Source organism: Pseudomonas sp. ASL4, assembly GCF_056680395.1.
Map to the genome: position 1 here is coordinate 3,326,593 of NZ_CM155280.1, position 18,027 is coordinate 3,344,619.

The 18,027-nt window shown below is 60.4% G+C and carries 14 protein-coding genes; 10 read left to right on the forward strand and 4 right to left on the reverse strand.

What is annotated here, in order from left to right:
• Positions 1-145: 145 nt before the first annotated feature.
• Positions 146-547: a MerR family transcriptional regulator gene (locus AC1MEW_RS14945; protein WP_133838710.1), complete on the reverse strand. Its 402-nt coding sequence runs from the start codon at positions 545-547 to the stop codon at positions 146-148.
• 207 nt (positions 548-754) lie between these two features.
• The gene (locus tag AC1MEW_RS14950) at positions 755-1,684 is read right to left on the reverse strand and encodes a LysR family transcriptional regulator (RefSeq protein ID WP_201204658.1); all 930 of its coding nucleotides are present in this window, start codon (positions 1,682-1,684) and stop codon (positions 755-757) included.
• A 165-nt stretch (positions 1,685-1,849) separates the two neighbouring features.
• Between AC1MEW_RS14950 and AC1MEW_RS14955 the strand changes: the two genes are divergently transcribed.
• Positions 1,850-3,079 carry an acyl-CoA dehydrogenase gene (locus tag AC1MEW_RS14955; RefSeq protein WP_201204657.1) on the forward strand — a complete coding sequence of 410 codons (1,230 nt, stop codon included), beginning with the start codon at positions 1,850-1,852 and terminating at the stop codon, positions 3,077-3,079.
• Between the two features lie 179 nt (positions 3,080-3,258).
• On the opposite strand, the gene AC1MEW_RS14960 is transcribed toward AC1MEW_RS14955, so the two are convergent.
• Positions 3,259-4,599, reverse strand: a complete 1,341-nt coding sequence (locus AC1MEW_RS14960) for a substrate-binding domain-containing protein (RefSeq protein ID WP_201257144.1) — start codon at positions 4,597-4,599, stop codon at positions 3,259-3,261.
• Positions 4,600-4,923: 324 nt separating this feature from the next.
• Positions 4,924-5,736: an exodeoxyribonuclease III gene (xthA, locus tag AC1MEW_RS14965; RefSeq protein WP_480426766.1), complete on the reverse strand. Its 813-nt coding sequence runs from the start codon at positions 5,734-5,736 to the stop codon at positions 4,924-4,926.
• A 334-nt stretch (positions 5,737-6,070) separates the two neighbouring features.
• Between xthA and AC1MEW_RS14970 the strand changes: the two genes are divergently transcribed.
• The 9 genes from AC1MEW_RS14970 (at position 6,071) to AC1MEW_RS15010 (ending at position 17,916) form a co-directional block, all read left to right on the forward strand.
• Positions 6,071-6,721: a GNAT family N-acetyltransferase gene (locus AC1MEW_RS14970; RefSeq protein WP_201204652.1), complete on the forward strand. Its 651-nt coding sequence runs from the start codon at positions 6,071-6,073 to the stop codon at positions 6,719-6,721.
• A gap of 65 nt (positions 6,722-6,786) precedes the next feature.
• The gene (locus AC1MEW_RS14975; protein ID WP_480426769.1) at positions 6,787-8,514 is read left to right on the forward strand and encodes an autotransporter assembly complex protein TamA; all 1,728 of its coding nucleotides are present in this window, start codon (positions 6,787-6,789) and stop codon (positions 8,512-8,514) included.
• Positions 8,511-12,179, forward strand: coding sequence for a translocation/assembly module TamB domain-containing protein (locus tag AC1MEW_RS14980; RefSeq protein WP_480426771.1), 3,669 nt, complete (start codon positions 8,511-8,513; stop codon positions 12,177-12,179). The genes AC1MEW_RS14975 and AC1MEW_RS14980 overlap by 4 nt, the downstream gene beginning before the upstream one ends.
• 182 nt (positions 12,180-12,361) lie before the next feature.
• Complete coding sequence (locus AC1MEW_RS14985; protein ID WP_201255502.1) at positions 12,362-13,381, forward strand: LacI family DNA-binding transcriptional regulator; 1,020 nt, start codon at positions 12,362-12,364, stop codon at positions 13,379-13,381.
• The gene (locus AC1MEW_RS14990) at positions 13,365-14,369 is read left to right on the forward strand and encodes an ABC transporter substrate-binding protein (protein WP_201255503.1); all 1,005 of its coding nucleotides are present in this window, start codon (positions 13,365-13,367) and stop codon (positions 14,367-14,369) included. Before AC1MEW_RS14985 ends, AC1MEW_RS14990 begins: the two co-directional genes overlap by 17 nt.
• Positions 14,370-15,239: an ABC transporter permease gene (locus AC1MEW_RS14995; RefSeq protein ID WP_201255504.1), complete on the forward strand. Its 870-nt coding sequence runs from the start codon at positions 14,370-14,372 to the stop codon at positions 15,237-15,239.
• Positions 15,236-16,030, forward strand: coding sequence for an ABC transporter permease (locus AC1MEW_RS15000; protein ID WP_201255505.1), 795 nt, complete (start codon positions 15,236-15,238; stop codon positions 16,028-16,030). Before AC1MEW_RS14995 ends, AC1MEW_RS15000 begins: the two co-directional genes overlap by 4 nt.
• Positions 16,027-17,058 (forward strand): ABC transporter ATP-binding protein, encoded by a 1,032-nt coding sequence (locus AC1MEW_RS15005; RefSeq protein ID WP_201255506.1) that lies wholly within the window; start codon positions 16,027-16,029, stop codon positions 17,056-17,058. The genes AC1MEW_RS15000 and AC1MEW_RS15005 overlap by 4 nt, the downstream gene beginning before the upstream one ends.
• Positions 17,059-17,082: 24 nt before the next feature.
• Positions 17,083-17,916 carry a phosphodiesterase gene (locus AC1MEW_RS15010; protein ID WP_201255507.1) on the forward strand — a complete coding sequence of 278 codons (834 nt, stop codon included), beginning with the start codon at positions 17,083-17,085 and terminating at the stop codon, positions 17,914-17,916.
• Positions 17,917-18,027 lie beyond the last annotated feature (111 nt).

The window sequence follows — 18,027 nt, forward strand, 5'->3', positions numbered from 1 at the left end:
TAAGGACCTGTTGTATTTGTCTGAATGTTCCGAGAACTCTGTGGGAGCGGGCTTGCTCGCGAAAACGTCAGGTCAGTCGACATCGATGTTGAATGACGTACCGCTTTCGCGAGCAAGCCCGCTCCCACAGGGGATTTTCGTAGGGCTACTGGACGGGCTGCTGGCTTTTGATCGTCTGCTCCAGCGCCTGGGTGCAGCGTTCCTGCGCGGTGTCCAGTTCCAGCTTCATTTGCTCAATGTCGAGCATTTGCTGTTCTAACTGATCACGCCGTTCGGCGATCTTGGTCAGCATGGTTTGCAGCTGTTTCTGATTGCCGCCGGTGGGGTCGTAGAGTTCGATCAGCTCGCGGCATTCGGCCAGTGAAAAACCGATGCGCTTGCCCCGCAGGATCAGCTTCAGGCTGACCTTGTCCCGGGGCGAATAGATGCGTTCCTGGCCACGGCGCTCGGGGCTGAGCAAACCTTGCTCTTCATAAAAGCGAATGGCCCGGGTGGTGATGTCGAGCTCGCGGGCGAGGTCGGAAATGCTGTAGGTCTGGCTGCTCATGGAAGCGCTCGAAGAAGGTCATGGCGCTAAGCTAATGTCAGGTTTACGTTTACGTCAAGGGGCATGCATCTATGGTGTTGCCGCTGGCCTCTTCGCGATCAAGCCCGCTCCCACAGGGGATCTCTGTAATACATAGACATTGTGGTCACTGAAGATCCAATGTGGGAGCGGGCTTGCTCGCGAAGAACGATAACGCGGTTCAAAGCCCTACGCCTTATCGAGCTTCTTCTCATGCGCCGTCACCTGCTGGCACAACTCGATCATCTGCTCGCGCATCCAGCGGTTGGCCGGGTCCTGGTCGGTGCTTTCGTGCCAATACAGGTGCGTTTCCACCGGTGGCACGTCGTTGACCGGCAGATTAAACGCGTGCAGTTCATGACGACGGGCGAAGCGCTCCGGCACGGTCATGACCATGTCGGTCTGCTGCAACACTTGCGACGCCATCAAATAATGCTGCGAGCGCAGGGCGATCTTGCGCTGAATTCCCATTTTTCCCAGCGCCAGGTCGACATGCCCCAGGCCACTGCGGCGGCTGGAAATGTGAATGTGGGTCAGTGACAGATAGTCATCAAGGGTGAATTTCTCTTTGGCCGCCAGCGGATGGCCCTTGCGCATGGCGCACACGTAACGGTCCTCCATCAACTTGACGTGACGCACTTGTGGGTCGGTGTTGAGCGGCGCATCCACCGCGAAGTCGAGGCGACCGGCCGCCAGTTCCTTGGTGGTCTCGCGGCGCTTGGACAGGAAGCTTTCGATGATCACCGCTGGCGCCAGACGACGCAGGCGCTGGAACAGTGCTGGCAGGATCACCGCTTCGGTGAGGTCGGTCATGCTGATGCGGTAGGTCTTGACTGCCTGCAACGGGTTGAAAATGCGGCTTTCCTGTACCGACACCCGTAGCAAAGAAAGGGCATGGCGCACCGGGCCGATGATGTTTTGCGCCATCGGTGTCGGCACCATGCCTTGGGCGGTGCGCACGAACAACGGGTCGTTAAAGGTCTCGCGCAGGCGAGCCAGAGCGTTCGAGACCGCAGGCTGAGTAATGCCGACAATCTGCCCGGCGCGGGTCAGGTTGGCTTCGGTATAGATCGCGTCGAAGACGATGAAAAGGTTGAGGTCGACCTTGCTCAGATTCATTACGCGGCTCTCTTGTTGTAGGGGCGTTTTTGGCCTTGATGATCAGCCGATCATATATCGGTGATGAATGTTAATACACGCCGAGAATAGGCTAGGTAAATTTTCGTAGCTGTTCTAGCATCGATTACATGACCTAAACAACCTCTCCCAAGAAGGTAGCTGCTCATGGATTTCGCTTATTCGCCCAAGGTTCAGGAACTGCGTGAGCGCGTGACCGCGTTCATGGACACCTACGTTTATCCCGCTGAAGCCGTGTTCGAGCGTCAGGTCGCCGAGGGTGATCGCTGGCAGCCGACCGCAATCATGGAAGAACTCAAACTCAAGGCCAAGGCCGAAGGGTTGTGGAATTTGTTTCTGCCTGAGTCCGAACTCGGCGCCGGCCTGACCAACCTCGAATACGCGCCCCTGGCGGAAATCATGGGCCGCTCGCTTCTGGGGCCTGAGCCGTTCAACTGCTCCGCGCCAGACACCGGCAACATGGAAGTGCTGGTGCGTTATGCCAACGAAGAACAGAAACAGCGTTATCTCGAACCGCTGTTGCGCGGCGAGATCCGTTCGGCATTCGCCATGACCGAGCCGGACGTAGCCTCGTCCGACGCCACCAACATGGCCGCCCGCGCCGTGCGTGATGGCGACGAGTGGGTGATCAATGGCAAAAAATGGTGGACCTCAGGCGCTTGCGACCCGCGCTGCAAGATCCTGATTTTCATGGGCCTGAGCAACCCCGACGCACCGCGTCATGCCCAGCACTCGATGATCCTGGTGCCGGTGGATGCACCGGGCGTGAAGATTGTCCGTCCGCTGCCGGTGTTCGGTTACGACGATGCGCCACACGGTCATGCCGAAGTGCTGTTTGAAAATGTACGGGTGCCGTACGAAAACGTCCTGTTGGGCGAAGGACGCGGCTTCGAAATTGCTCAGGGTCGCCTTGGCCCAGGCCGGATTCACCACTGCATGCGCTCAATCGGGATGGCCGAGCGTGCGCTGGAATTGATGTGCAAACGTGCGGTGAGCCGTACCGCATTCGGTAAACCGTTGGCGCGACTGGGCGGCAACATCGACAAGATCGCCGACTCGCGGATGGAAATCGACATGGCGCGGCTGCTGACGTTGAAGGCCGCCTACATGATGGACACGGTGGGCAACAAGATTGCCAAGAGCGAAATCGCCCAGATCAAGGTCGTTGCACCGAACGTAGCGTTGCGAGTGATCGATCGGGCGATCCAGATCCATGGCGGGGCAGGGGTGTCCAATGACTTCCCGCTGGCCTACATGTATGCCATGCAACGCACCCTGCGCCTGGCCGACGGTCCGGACGAAGTGCACCGCGCGGCGATCGGCAAGTTCGAGATCGGCAAGTACGTGCCGAAAGAGATGATGCGTAGCAGTCACTGATCCCACTGGGCTTTTGTGGCTAGCACTTACTGTGGCGAGGGGGCTTGCCCCCGTTCGGCTGCGAAGCAGTCGTAAATCATCCACCGCGTTTATTCAGGAAAAACGCGGTGGCTGGTTTTGAGCCCGCTCCGCGGTCCAGCGGGGGCAAGCCCCCTCACCACATGTGTTCACATGCGGTTTTAATAAACCCAAACCTCAACCCGCCGATTCTTGATCCGCCCCTCATCCGCGCTATTGGCCGCCACCGGCATCTCGGCACCAAAACCGCGAATCTCGCGAAACACCACGCCGCTTTTCACCAGTTCCCGCCGCACCGCCATCGCCCGTAACTTCGATAGCAGGTCGGCCCGCGCCGGATCGTTCTTGGCATCGCCAAACCCCACCAGCGTCACTTCACGGTTGGCCTTGTCGTGCTGCTTTATATAGTCGAGCACCCGAGACAGGTCCTGCCGGGCCTTGTTATCCAACGTCGCGCTGCCTTCTTCGAAGCGAAAATTTACCGTCAAGCGCTGGGCATGACGGCTCAAGGCCTGATAACCCTCGGGCATCAACGCATTCGGCGTGACGCTCATCGCTTGCACGGTCTGGGCGATAAACCCGTTGGCCGCGACAATCGCCTGGCCCTTGCTGCTTTGGGCGAACGCCACCAGCGCCTCGGCCCAAGGATTTTTCCCCGTCGGCGGTAGGTAAAAGAACAAACGGCGGGACAGCGGATAGTCCTCGGTCGCAATCAAACTATTTAGCGGCAACATCGCCTGGGATTGTCCGTCGACAATCGCCACGGCTTTGGCCTGGCGCACGTAGGGCAGACCGATGAAGCCGATGCCTTGCGGGTCCAGGCTGACAGCATCGGACAATTGCTCGCTGGATTCGAAACGTTTCGCCGAGCTGTTCAGCGTTTTCCCACGACGGCTGAGGACCAATTCCTTGAACGTATCGTAGGTGCCCGATTGATCATCCCGCGCGTAGAGGTGAATCGGCCCACCGCTGCCACCGACGTCTTCCCACGTCGCGGCCTCGCCACTGAAGATCCGGGCCAGTTGTTCGGTGTTGAGTTGATTCATCGGATTTTGTGGGTGCAGGATGATCGCCAGTCCATCGATGGCGATGACTTGCTCGGCAGCCGGACTTTTCAAGTCACCCAGTGCTTGCAGGTCCGCCAATTCGCTGTCCTTGATCGGGCGCGAGGAGGCGGCCAGATCGGCGGAGGCATTTTTCAGTGCCGTGAAACCGGTGCTCGAACCGTGGGCCGCGACCTCGACCACTACTCGGCGACCCTGGGCCGTTTGCCCGACGATGCGTTGTTCGTTGGCCTTGTCCGGCGTTTCGCTGTGAACCTTGAGCAGGCCTTGCTCCTGCATCAACCCTTCGACCAGCGCCGGCCCCAATGCGGCGCCAATCGTGTTGGAACCCTGGATGCGCAGCACCGGGCCGCGTTCGGGCGTCGGCAAATCGCCGGCCGAAGCCGTGAAGGGCACGCCTGCGCAGAGCATCAACAGGAACAAAACGCGCAGGGTCATGCGGGCACCTTATAAGGACGTAGAAAGTGCCGGGAGAATAAGTCAGTAAGATGTCCGAAAGATGACAGTTGCCAATGTGGGAGCGAGCTTGCTCGCGAAGGCGACCGGTCAGCCAACATCTCTGTTGAATGATTAACCGCTATCGCGAGCAGGCTCACTCCCACAAGGGGGACTGTACTGTTCACAGAAATGGCGTCTGACACCAAACAAAAGTGGGAGCGGGCTTGCTCGCGAAGGCGTCGGGTCAGCCAACATCTCTGTTGAATGAATAGCCGCTTTCGCGAGCAAGCTCGCTCCCACATTTGATGTGTATAGGACGCTAGATCAGCTCAATTCAAGCCAGATCGGCGCATGGTCCGATGGTTTTTCCATCCCGCGCAGGTCGTAATCCACCCCGGCATCCTTCACCCGCGGCATCAAGCCGTGGGACGCCATGATCACGTCAATCCGCAGGCCGCGCTTGGGTTCGTCTTCAAAGCCGCGGCTGCGGTAGTCAAACCAGCTGAAACGGTCGGCCACGTCCGGGTTCAGGTGGCGGAAGCTGTCCACCAGACCCCAGTTCTTCAGGCGCGCCATCCACTCGCGTTCTTCCGGCAGGAAGCTGCACTTGCCGGTTTTCAGCCAGCGTTTCATATTGTCCGGGCCGATGCCGATGTCGCAGTCTTCCGGGGAAATATTCACATCACCCATCACCACGACAGGCTGGTCGTTGGTGAACTGGCTTTCCAGCAGGTACTGCAAATCGTTGTAGAAGCGTTGTTTGGCCGGGAATTTGGTCGGGTGGTCGCGGCTTTCGCCCTGCGGGAAATAGCCGTTCATGATCGTCACCGGTACGCCATTGGCATCGGCGAACGTGCCCCAGATGAAACGCCGCTGAGCGTCTTCTTCATCGGTGGCGAAGCCTTTGTGCAGGGCAATCGGCTCTTGGCGCGAGAGCAGGGCGACGCCGTAATGGCCTTTTTGCCCGTGGAAATACACGTGGTAGCCCAGGGCCTGAACCTCGGCCAGCGGGAACTGGTCGTCGTGGACCTTGGTTTCCTGCAGGCCAATGACGTCCGGCTGGTGCTTCTCGATCAGCGCCGCCAGCTGATGCGGGCGAGCGCGCAGCCCGTTGATGTTGAAGGAGACGATCTTCATGGTCGGCAGTCCTGGCAAAAAGGCGATGCTAGCTGACATGTAGGAATGGGGCCAGTGTGGGGTGAGGGGATTCTTGTTTGGCGGTAGGGATGTGGCGGCAGAACCGGCGTCTTCGCGAGCAAGCCCGCTCCCACTGTAGATCGTGGTGCAGGCGCCTAATGTCTTCAGTCTGGTCTATACCTTGTGGGAGCGGCGGTGCGACGATTCGACTTGCTCGCGAAGACGGCTTAAGCAGCAACACTGATTCGGATCAGCAGGGAACTGTGCCAGCGCTATAGGCTCGTAACCAGAAGAGTGCCGTCATTTGAACGGTGCCCCGGGGAGAAATACCGTTATGCCTGAAACCTCGACCGCCATCGCCGACATCCACATGCTCGACAGCGGCTACTCCCGCGAAGCACGCTCCCTGCTGTACCAGGCTTACCGTCACGAGCCGACGTTCAGCTACTTATTCGAAGCCGAGCGCCCCGGATACGAACAGCGGGTGCGGGCGACGGTGCGTGAACTGGTCAAACAACACTTCCTCCAGGACCTGCCGGCCATCGGCCTGCTGGTCAACGACCGCTTGATCGGCATCGCCCTGATCGCGCCGCCGCAACGTCGCCTCGGCATCACCGAAAGCTGGGCCTGGCGCCTGCGCATGGTGCTCAGCACCGGTTTTCGCTGCACTCGACGCTACCTCGAATATCACGATGCCGTCACGGCGTGCGTACCGTCCGATGCGGTGCACGTGCTGCCATTGTTGGGGATTCACCCGCAATTCCAGGGCAAACACTTCGGCGAACAACTGCTGCAAGCGGTGCACAACTGGTGCGCGGTGGATGAGCACTCTGAGGGTGTGATCCTCGATACCGGGAATCCTCGTTATCTCGACTTCTATAAACGTCAGGGCTATGAGGAAATCGGCGAAGTGGCGGTAGGACCGATCCGTGAACACGTGTTTTTTCACGCCAATCCTCAGGTGTTACAAACCGCAACGGCATAAAGGTAGAACTTTCACGGCACCCCAGGCTCTATCAGGCTCCCAAGCTCGTGATAGCATCCGCGCCTATGAAGTTTCCAGGAAGATTTACCAGTGGCGTGCTCATGCTGTTATCCAGCTGCGCGGCGCTGGCGCAAAGTGAATTGGATGTGCGGATCAAACCGTCCAACGATGAACTGAAAGCCAATATAGAGGGCTATATCGGCAGCCTCGGCGATCGTGACGAAGAAGCGTTGCTGCGCTTCAGTCGTGGCGCCGAAGAACAGGCGCGCAAGGCCGCCCAGGCCTTGGGTTATTACCAGCCGCAAATCGACAGCGAAGTGAAGGGCGGCGAGAAGCCGAGCCTGACGCTGAAGATCGACCCAGGCGAACCGATCCATTTGCGTAACGTCACCGTGCGCATCGACGGCCCGGCCGGTTCCCTCAAATCTTTTCGCAAGCCGCCGCCGGAGCTGCTCCAGCCTGGCGCCGTACTCAATCATGGCCATTACGAAGACGCCAAGCGCCTGATTCAGAACCAGGCCTCGCGTTTCGGCTTTTTCAGTGGCCGTTTCACCAGCCAAAAGCTGTTGGTGGACCCGCGTGCCGGTGTGGCGGACGTCGAACTGATCTACGACAGCGGCCCGCGCTACGCCCTCGGCAAGGTCACTTTTGAAGGCGACACGCCGTTCGACGAAGACTTGCTGCAACGCATGGTGCCGTTCAAGGCCGGTGCGCCGTATGACTCCGAACTGATCGCCGAACTCAACCAGGCCCTGCAATCGAGCGGCTATTTCGAGGGCGTGCGGGTGGACGCGGCACCCACCGCCTCCAAGGACGATGTGATCCCGGTGGCGGTCAAGCTCGACACCCGCAAGCCGCGAACCATGGGCCTGGGCTTGGGCTACTCCACCGACGTCGGCCCGCGGATCAAGGCCAACTGGACCCGACACTGGGTCAACCCGCAGGGCGACAGCTATGGCTGGGAAGCCGAACTGTCGGCGCCACGGCAGAACGTCGGGGTGTTCTACGACATCCCGCTCGACCCACCGCTGACCGACAAGCTGCGCTGGGCCGCCGGCTATCAATATGAAGACATCGACGGCTCTGACACCCAGAGCAAGCTGCTGACCCTCGGCCCGGAATGGCACAGCAAGCTGCCCAGCGGCTGGCAGCGGGTGGTCTCGCTCAAATGGCAGCGCGAGGAATATACCCTCGGCGATGACTCGGGCTTGAGCACATTGCTGATGCCTGGCGTCAGCTATTCGTACCTCAAAAGCGATAACCGCATCGACCCGCACAACGGCTATCGCCTGACGTTCGAAACCAAAGTTGCCAAGGAAGGACTGGGCTCGGACACCAACCTGGTTTACGGCACCGCGCTGATCAAAGGCTTGACCACGGTTTTCGATAACCACCGTTTCCTCGCTCGGCTGCAGGTGGGTGGCAGTGCTACCAACGGCTATAAGTCCGTGCCGCCGTCCCTGCGTTTCTTTGCCGGTGGCGATCAGAGCGTGCGCGGTTACGACTATCAGAGCCTGTCCCCGGAAAACTCCGAGGGCGACCGCATCGGTGGCCGTTACATGGTCGCTGGCAGCGTCGAGTATCAATACTCCATCGCCGAGAAATGGCGGATCGCGACTTTCGTCGACCAAGGCAACTCCTTCAACACCCTCGAACTGCCAAACCTCAAGACCGGCGTCGGTATCGGCATCCGTTGGGTCTCGCCTGTGGGGCCGCTGCGCCTCGACCTGGCCCATGCGCTGGACGACGACGGCGGCATTCGACTGCACTTTTCCATGGGGCCTGAGCTGTGAATCGTGGTTTGAAAATAACGCTGCTGGCGATTCTGGCGCTGCTGATGCTGATCGTCCTGGCCGTGGCCACGGTGCTCGGCACCGCGACGGGCAGTCGCTGGGCACTGGGGTATGTGCCGGGGTTGACCGTGGAGAATTTCCAGGGCCGTTTGGGCGGCCAGTGGAGCGCCGATCATCTGCTGTGGCAGCAGGGCAGCAGCCGGGTTGAACTGAATAAAGTGATCTTCGCCTGGTCGCCGCTGTGCCTGACGCGCATGACCCTGTGCATCGAGCAATTGCAGGCCGATCAGGTCAGCCTGCAATTCCCGCCGAGTACTGAAGAAGCGAGCAGCGGCCCGATCAAACTCCCTGATTTGAAACTGCCGGTGGCGATTGAACTCGGTGACGTCAAAGTCGGCAGCCTGCTGTTCAACGGCAGCGAAGAGCTCAAGGGCCTGCAACTGGCGGCGCACTGGACGGCCAAAGGGTTGCAGATCGACTCGGTGCAATTGCAACGTGACGACCTGAGCCTGAACCTCTCCGGCCTGCTGCAACCCGGCGGCAACTGGCCGCTGACCGCTGAAGGCACGCTGACGATGTCGACGCCCGCGCCTTGGGTACTGGCCTTGAAAGTTGACGGCGACCTGCTGAAAACCCTGAACCTTAAGGCCGACAGCAGCGGCTACCTGAACGGGCAATTGACCGGCGAGCTGCAACCGCTGGTGGACAACCTGCCGGCCAAGGTGCGAATCACCGCCGACGGCTTCAAGCCCGGCGACGATCTGCCGGACACTCTGCAACTCAATCAACTGGAACTCACTGGCGACGGCGACCTGAAAAACGGTTACCAATTGTTCGGCAAAGCGACGCTGCCCGCCGAGAAAGGCCCGGTCGCGCTATTGCTGCAAGGCAAGGTCGACGCCAAGGGCGCGCAGATTGCCGGCCTCGACCTGACCGCCAACGACAAGCAAAGCCTGAAACTCACCGGCAACCTAGACTGGAGCAAAGGTTTCAGCGCCGAGGCAAAAATCGACTGGCTGGACTTTCCGTGGCATCGGCTTTATCCGCTAATCGACGAACCGCAAGTCGCGTTGCGCAGCTTCAACGGCGAAGTCTCCTACACCGACGGCAAATACCTCGGTAACTTCAAAGCCGCGCTGGATGGCCCGGCGGGGGCCTTCAGCCTGAGCAGCCCGTTCAGCGGCGATCTGACGAAAATCTACCTGCAACAATTCCAACTCGAAGCCGGGCAGGGCAAGGCCGAAGGCCACCTGAGCCTGCAATTCGCCGATGGCATCGCCTGGGACACCGCGCTGGACCTGTCGGCGATCAACCCGGCGTACTGGATGGCGGAACTGCCGGGCACACTGGCCGGGCCGTTGCGCAGTAAAGGCGAGATGAAGAATGAAAAGCTCAGCCTGACTGCCGATCTCGATTTGAAAGGCAAACTGCGCGGCCAACCAGCGGTGATCCAGGCCAAGGCTGATGGCGGCGGCGAGCAATGGAACCTCAGTGCCTTGCAGATTCGCCTTGGCGACAACAGCATCAACGGCAAGGGCAGCCTGCAACAGAAACTCGCCGGGCAGATCGATATCAAGTTGCCGCGACTGGCCCAACTCTGGCCGCAACTGCGCGGCCAGCTCAATGGTCGGGTCGATGTCGCCGGCACGCTCAAGGCGCCGCAAGGCAAGCTCGGGTTGCAAGGTTCGCAACTGGCCTTCCAGGATAATCGCCTGCAAAGCCTCAATCTCGATGCCACCCTCGACGGCGCCCAACGGGCGAAGATCGACCTCAAGGGCAGCGGCATCCAGGCCGGCGACACCTCGCTGGGCACCCTGACGGCTAGTGGCCAGGGCGATATCAAGAACCAGAAACTCAGCCTCGACCTGCAAGGGCCGAAGCTGAAACTGGCGCTCGGGCTGGACGGCGCACTGGACAAGGGCAATTGGCGCGGGCGCCTGGCCAGCGGCGATATCCAGGCCGGCGGTCAGGACTGGAAGCTGCAAGGCCCGGCGAAGCTTGAACGACTGGCGGACGGCAAAATCAATTTCGGCGCCCATTGCTGGATGTCGGGTGACGCCAGTTTGTGCGGCGAAGACCAGCGCCTGATGCCTGAACCGAAGCTGCGTTATCACCTCAAGCAATTCCCGATCGACAGCCTCGCCCAATGGTTGCCGAAGGATTTCGCCTGGCAGGGCAAGCTTAACGCCGACCTGCAACTCGACCTGCCGGCCAGCGGCCCGAACGGTCAGATCAGCATTGACGCCAGTGGCGGCACCTTGCGCATGAAAGAGAAAGATCAGTGGCTGGACTTCCCCTACCAGACCCTGAAACTCACCAGCAAACTCACGCCCAAGCGCATCGACACCGACCTCAACTTCGTCGGCGGCAAGTTGGGCGAATTGATGGTGCAGGCGCAAATCAACCCGTTGCCGAAGAACAAACCGCTGACTGGCTCGTTCCGTCTCAATGGCCTGGACCTGTCGGTGGTCCGGCCGTTTGTGCCGATGGTCGAGAAACTCACCGGCCGCTTGAATGGCAGCGGCACGCTCTCCGGCGGGTTGCTGGCGCCGCTGGTCAACGGCAACCTCGTGCTCAGCGATGGCGAAGTATCCGGGGCTGAATTGCCCATCAGCCTCGAGGCCTTGCAGCTTCAAGCGGTGATCGCCGGCGAAACCGTGCAATTGAATGGCGGCTGGAAAAGCGGCAAGACCGGGCAGGGCAGCTTGAACGGCAACATCGCTTGGGGTCAGGCGCTGGTCGTCGACCTGTCGCTCAAAGGCACGCAATTGCCGGTCAGCGTTGAGCCCTACGCCAAGCTCGAAGTGGCGCCGGACCTGAAAATTTCGATGAAGGGCGATGAGCTGTCTATCGCCGGCAAAGTGCTGGTGCCCAAGGGTGAAATCACCGTGCGCGAGTTGCCGCCGTCGACGGTCAAGGTCTCTGATGACACGATCATCGTCGGTGCGCAAACCGAGGATGGCAAGCCACCGATTGCCATGAAAATGGACATCGATGTGGTGGTCGGTGACGACAAACTTGCCTTCGCCGGTTTTGGCCTGACCGCGAATGTGCAAGGTCATGTGCACATCGGCGACAACATGGACACTCGCGGCGAGCTCTGGCTCAACGACGGTCGTTATCGCGCCTACGGCCAGCGCCTGACGGTGCGTCGGGCACGCCTGCTGTTCGCAGGTCCCATCGATCAACCGTACCTGGACATCGAAGCCATTCGCCAGACCGACGATGTGATCGCCGGTATACGCCTGAGCGGCAGCGCCGAACAGCCAACCACGCAAATCTTCTCAGAGCCAGCCATGAGCCAGGAACAGGCATTGTCCTATCTGGTGTTGGGACGTCCATTGAGCACCACCGGCGAAGACAACAACATGCTCGCCCAAGCGGCCCTCGGGTTGGGGTTGATGGGCAGCTCCGGGGTGACCAGTGGCTTGGCCAAGGACTTGGGCATTCAAGACTTCCAGCTCGACACCCAAGGCAGCGGCAACACCACCAGCGTGGTGGCCAGCGGCAATATCTCCGAGAAGCTCAGCTTGCGTTATGGGGTCGGCGTGTTTGAACCGGCCAACACCATTGCGCTGCGCTACAAGCTGAGCAAGAAGGTTTATCTCGAAGCGGCCAGTGGTGTGGCCAGCTCGCTGGATATCTTTTACAAGCGGGATTTCTAAACGCCCGCGCCTTCCAGAAAGACTGAGTCGCGCATTTCGTGATCAAGCCGCCCCCACATTGGTGGGGGTGTGTGCCGTCATCGGACGTGCGCCTGACATCAAAATGTCATTCGTTTATCGCGTGAACGCCATGTTCGCTGAGTAATGTCCTCGCCAATGAGATCGATCTCAAGCGAGTGACAATGACTGATTTGAAAGAAGTTGCGCGACTGGCAGGTGTATCGCGGGCAACTGCCGCGCGGACCTTTGCCTCCCCCGAGGTGGTGCGTCCGGCGACCCGCGAGCAAGTCTTCGCCGCTGCCCGCGAACTGGGTTTTCGGCCCAATCGCCTCGGCCGCCAACTGCGTTTGCAAACCACCAACCTGATCGGGGTGGTGGTCCCCAATCTCCTCAATCCGGTGTTCGCCGAGCAGTTTCAGGCCATGGAGCGGGCCGCGCGTTTGCGTGGCTACAACTTGTTGCTGGCGACCACCGATTACAACAGCGAGCGTGAAAGCGCGGTGGTCGAGGAGTTGTTGCGTCAGCGGGTTGATGGGCTGGTGCTAACGGTCACCGATGCCGAAAGCAACCGCGTACTGCAAAGCCTCGCCAGCGAGGACACGCCGTTTGTGCTGGCTTATCACCAACCGGGCAATCCCGATTACAGCGCGGTGTCGGTCGACAACCGCGCCGGGATGGCGCTGGCCACGCGTTATTTGCTGGACGCGGGGCATCGGCGGATTGGCATGGTCGCCGGCCCGGCATTGCAGTCCGACCGTGCCCGCCTGCGTTACGCCGGTTATGGCGACGCGATGCGTGAGCACGGCCTCGACAGCTTGCCGGTAATCGAAATGCCCGCCCATACCCAGGCCGATTTCGCCGCCCTTGAACCTTTTTTGTCCGGACCACAGGCGCCCAGCGCGTTGGTCTGTTCCAACGATTTGCTGGCGATCAGCCTGATCGCCGAACTGCGCCGGCACGGCTGGAACGTGCCTCGACAACTCTCGGTGATCGGTTTTGACGGCATAGCCCTGGGCACACAAATGCACCCCACGCTTTGCAGCGTGGTGCAGCCAATCGCCACGCTGGCCAGCACCGTCATTGATCAACTGTTGGCGCAGATTACTGGCGCCGCCCCGGTTTCCCATTGCCTGCCTTGCCATGTCCGGCCCGGCGAAAGTACTCAACCCTACGAGGAGACACTCGATGATCCGCTTCACTAAAACCCTGGCGGTGTTATGGCTGTGTGGCATGGCCGGCCTGGCCCAGGCCGCTGAAACGGCGATTTGCTACAACTGTCCGCCGGAATGGGCGGACTGGGGCACGCAACTCAAGGCCATTGCCGACACCACGGGCGTGCAGGTACCGCTGGATAACAAAAACTCCGGCCAGTCCCTGGCGCAGTTGGTTGCCGAGCACGCCGCACCGGTAGCGGACGTGGTGTATTACGGCGTGACGTTCGGTTTGCAGGCACAAAAAGCCGGAGTGGTCGGGGCATACAAACCCAAGGGCTGGGAGCAGATTCCGGCCGGGTTGAAAGACCCCCAGGGGCATTGGTTTGCGATTCATTCCGGCACGCTGGGGATAATGGTCAACGTCGATGCGCTGGGCGGCTTGCCGGTTCCACAGAGCTGGGCTGATCTGCTCAAGCCTGAGTACAAAGGCATGGTCGGTTACCTCGACCCGTCCAGTGCATTCGTCGGTTACGTGTCGGCGGTCGCCATTAATCAGGCAATGGGCGGGACCCTGGATAACTTCGCGCCCGCCATCGATTACTTCCAGAAACTGGCGAAAAACGCGCCCATCGTGCCGAAACAAACCGCGTATGCGCGGGTGCTTTCCGGTGAGCTGCCGATTCTGGTCGACTACGACTTCAACGCTTACCGCGCGCGCTACAAAGACAAGGCCAATGTCGCGTTCGTGATTCCCAGGGAAGGCAGTATCAGCGTGCCTTACGTGATGAGCGTGGTCGATAACGCGCCGCATCGCGCCAACGCCGAAAAAGTCCTGGATTTTGTACTGTCCGACCAGGGGCAGGCGTTGTGGGCCAAGGCGTATCTGCGCCCGGTTCGCGAGATGAAGATGCCGACCGACGTCGCCGCGCAGTTCCTCCCAGACAGTGACTATGCCCGCGCCGGCGTGGTCGATTACGAAAAAATGGCGGCGGTGCAGGAAGCCTTTGCTGCGCGCTATCTGAGTGAGGTCAAGTAAGTGACGACTGTGCCGCTCAACGTGCAGGACGTCTCGTCCCGCCGCGATGTTTTGCAGCGCTTGAGACCGACAGCTGCCTGGGCGCTGGCCCCGGCGGCAGCGGTCCTGCTCGCGTTCTGGCTGTTGCCGCTGGCGCATTTGATTCTGCTGGGTGGGCAACGGCGTGACGGCAGCGACACTGGCTATTGGCAAGTGCTGAGTAGTGCGCAATACCTGGGCAGCCTGGTGCAGACCTGCATCCTGGCGGCGGTGGTGACACTGGCGGCGTTGCTGGTCGGTGGCATCAGCGGGGTATTTCTCGCTCGCCAGCAGTTCTTCGGGCGCTCGGCGTTGGTTGCGCTGCTGACGTTTCCGCTGGCGTTTCCCGGGGTGGTGGTCGGTTTTCTGGTGATTCTGCTGGCAGGTCGACAAGGCCTGTTTGCCGCGCTCGGTCTAGAGCTGGCGGGTGAGCGCTGGATTTTCGCTTACTCGCTGACGGGGCTGTTCATCGGTTATCTGTACTTCTCGATTCCGCGGGTGATTCTCACGGTGATGGCCGCGTGTGAAAGCCTTGATCGCAGCCTGGAAGAAGCCGCGCACTCACTCGGTGCCGGGCATTGGCGGGTGGTGTGCGACGTGATCGTGCCGGGGCTGGCCCCTGCGCTGGTGTCCTGCGGCGCCATATGTTTCGCGACGTCGATGGGCGCTTTCGGCACTGCGTTCACCTTGGGCACACGGCTGAACGTGACCCCCGTGGCCATCTATAACGTGTTCACCAACTACGCCAATTTCACCGTGGCCGCTGCGCTGTCAGTCATCCTCGGAGCAGTCACCTGGGCGGTGCTGTTACTGGCACGGCGCGTGGCCAAACAGTCGGGGGCGGTTTTTTGAAACGAACAACGCTGTTTATCGCACAGCTGGTTTTTACCCTGCTGGTATGTGCCTTCATGTTGGTGCCCGTGCTGATGTCGTTGTTGGCGGGGCTGACGCGCAATTACTTCGTCGGGGTGTCCAGTGGCCTGACGTTGGACTGGTTGATACAGGTCTGGCAAAGCTACTCGCCGACGGTCTGGTTATCGCTGCAATTGGCGGTTGCCTGTGCCGTGTGCGTTTGCGTGATCGGCGTGCCGGCGGCTTATGCCCTGGTGCGGATGAACAACCGCTTCAGCCGCGCATTCGAAGAGCTGATGGTGTTGCCCGTGGCAATGCCGGGCTTGGCCAGTGCCTTGGCGTTGCTGCTTACCTACGGGCAGTTCGGCGAATTTCGCAGCAGTTGGCTGTTTATCCTGGTGGGCCATGTGCTGTTTACCTTGCCGTTTCTGGTGCGCCCGGTGATGGCGGTGATGCAGCGTCAGCAACTGCCGACACTCGAAGAAGCAGCGGCGAGTCTCGGTGCCGGGCCGATCAAGCGTTTCTTCAGTGTGGTAGTGCCCAATTGTCGGGCCGGGATACTGGCCGGGGTGCTGATGGTCGTCACCCTGTCGTTGGGTGAGTTCAACCTGACCTGGATGCTTCACACTCCAATGACCAAGACCTTGCCGGTGGGCCTGGCCGACAGCTATGCCTCGGCGCGGCTGGAAGTGGCCAGCGCCTACACCCTGATATTTCTGTTGATGATCGTGCCGCTGCTGATTGCGTTGCAGGCCATCAGCGCCCGTCTTTCTCGTGGAGAGCGTCGATGACTGGAACCACTATTCGCCTGCAGGGTTGCCGCAAGGCGTTCTCTGACGGCACCGTTGCTGTAGATGATTTGAACCTGACCATCGAGGCCGGGGAAACCCTGGCGATCCTCGGCCCGTCCGGTTGCGGTAAAACCACCACGTTGCGCATGATCGCCGGTCTTGAGCGCCCGGATGTCGGGCAGATTTTCTTTGCCGACAGGGACGTCACACGCCTGCCCATCGAGCGCCGCGACGTGGGCATGGTGTTTCAGAATTACGCGTTGTTTCCGAACCTGGACGTGGCCGGCAATATTGTTTACGGCCTGAAGATAAGAGGCCTGTCGCCCGCCGAACGCAACAAACGTTGCGCCGAGTTGCTAGAACTGGTCGGCCTGCAGGATCACGGCAAACGCCGCATTCACGAGTTGTCCGGCGGCCAGCGTCAACGGGTAGCACTCGCCCGTGCGTTGGCACCCCGGCCTCGGGTGTTGCTGCTCGATGAGCCGTTGGCGGCGCTGGATGCACAGTTGCGCGAACGGCTGCGCAGCGAGCTGGATCAACTGCTGCGCAGCTTGCGCATTACCTCGGTGTTTGTGACGCACGACCAGGGCGAGGCCATGGCGCTGGGGGATCGGATTCTGGTCATGGAGCGCGGACGCGTCGCGCAACTTGCCACGCCGCGAGACATCTATCAGCAACCCGCCAACGCGTTTGTCGCCAGTTTCGTCGGCAACCTCAATGCGTTCCCGGTGATCGAACCGACCGCCCATGGCTTGAAGGTCAGCGGCGGCGAGTTGCCCTGGAAGGGCATACCCGTGCCGAAGACGGTGTACTGCCGTCCTGAGCACTTGCGGGTGATGGACGGTGCCGGGCATGTGCGCGGTCGTCTGGTGGGGCAGTTTTTCCAGGGGGCGCAAAGCCGCCTGTTGGTGGACGTTGGGGCTGAGCAGCCATTGCTGGTCGACAGCGCTGACGGCGTCATTCATGCCACCGGCGCGCTGATTGCCCTGGCCATAGAACCACACGTGTTGTTCACCCTGCATTCGTAATGTTTTTGTTTAAGAGCACTTATTTTGAACAGTCCGTTTCTTATTGCGCAGATCAGCGATTTGCACCTTAAAGCCGATCAAAAGCTGACCTACGGCGTGGTCGATTGTCTGGGAGCGTTGCGGCGCGCGGTCGATCATTTGAATGCCAGGCAGCCGCGCCCCGACATCGTGGTCATCAGCGGCGACCTGGTGGATTTCGGCCGTCCCGATGAATACGCGGTGCTGAAGCGCGAACTGGCGCGTTTGCACATGCCTGTCTATCTGGTACCCGGCAATCACGATGATCGCGAGCAGCTACTGGCGGGATTTACCCATCACTGCTATTTGCCGACTAACGCAAATGCGCCGCTTGATTGGGTGGTCGAGGAGCACCCGGTGCGCCTGATCGGCCTGGACTCGACCCGGCCTGGCGCCCATGGCGGTCAGGTGCTGGACAGCCAGTTGCGCTGGCTCGATGAGCAATTGTCCCGTCGCCCCAATGTACCGACGCTGTTGATTCTCCATCATCCGCCGTTTATCACCGGCATCGGCCACATGGACCGCGAGCAGTTTATCAATGCTGCTGCGCTGGAAGCGCTCGTCGCTCGCCATCCGCAGGTAGAGCGCTTGCTCTGCGGGCATTTGCATCGGCCGATGCAGCGTCGCTTCGGCGGCTCGCTGAGTTGTGTGTGCCCCGGCACTTCCCACCAGATCGTGCTGGATCTGGAGGAATCCGCACCTGCACATTTCAATCTGGAGCCGGCGGGGTACTTGGTGCATCGCTGGCATCCGCTACACGGTCTGGTGACCCACAACGCCGTGTTCGGTGAATACGCCGGGCCTTATCCGTTTTATGACGTTCATGGATTGATCGACTGATAACACCAGGACGATGACGATGCTGTCCTTATTTAGCTTGGGGAGGTTTTAACGACGGCCACTTAATACGGTTACACGACGTTTATCTCAATGATGACTTAATGCACGGAC

Excerpts from the sequence above, each read along its gene's own strand:
- AC1MEW_RS14945 (WP_133838710.1), bottom strand. The coding sequence starts at position 547 with ATGAGCAGCCAGACCTACAGCATTTCCGACCTCGCCCGCGAGCTCGAC.
- AC1MEW_RS14950 (WP_201204658.1), bottom strand. The coding sequence starts at position 1,684 with ATGAATCTGAGCAAGGTCGACCTCAACCTTTTCATCGTCTTCGACGCG.
- AC1MEW_RS14955 (WP_201204657.1), top strand. The coding sequence starts at position 1,850 with ATGGATTTCGCTTATTCGCCCAAGGTTCAGGAACTGCGTGAGCGCGTG.
- AC1MEW_RS14960 (WP_201257144.1), bottom strand. The coding sequence starts at position 4,599 with ATGACCCTGCGCGTTTTGTTCCTGTTGATGCTCTGCGCAGGCGTGCCC.
- xthA (WP_480426766.1), bottom strand. The coding sequence starts at position 5,736 with ATGAAGATCGTCTCCTTCAACATCAACGGGCTGCGCGCTCGCCCGCAT.
- AC1MEW_RS14970 (WP_201204652.1), top strand. The coding sequence starts at position 6,071 with ATGCCTGAAACCTCGACCGCCATCGCCGACATCCACATGCTCGACAGC.
- AC1MEW_RS14975 (WP_480426769.1), top strand. The coding sequence starts at position 6,787 with ATGAAGTTTCCAGGAAGATTTACCAGTGGCGTGCTCATGCTGTTATCC.
- AC1MEW_RS14985 (WP_201255502.1), top strand. The coding sequence starts at position 12,362 with ATGACTGATTTGAAAGAAGTTGCGCGACTGGCAGGTGTATCGCGGGCA.
- AC1MEW_RS14990 (WP_201255503.1), top strand. The coding sequence starts at position 13,365 with ATGATCCGCTTCACTAAAACCCTGGCGGTGTTATGGCTGTGTGGCATG.
- AC1MEW_RS15005 (WP_201255506.1), top strand. The coding sequence starts at position 16,027 with ATGACTGGAACCACTATTCGCCTGCAGGGTTGCCGCAAGGCGTTCTCT.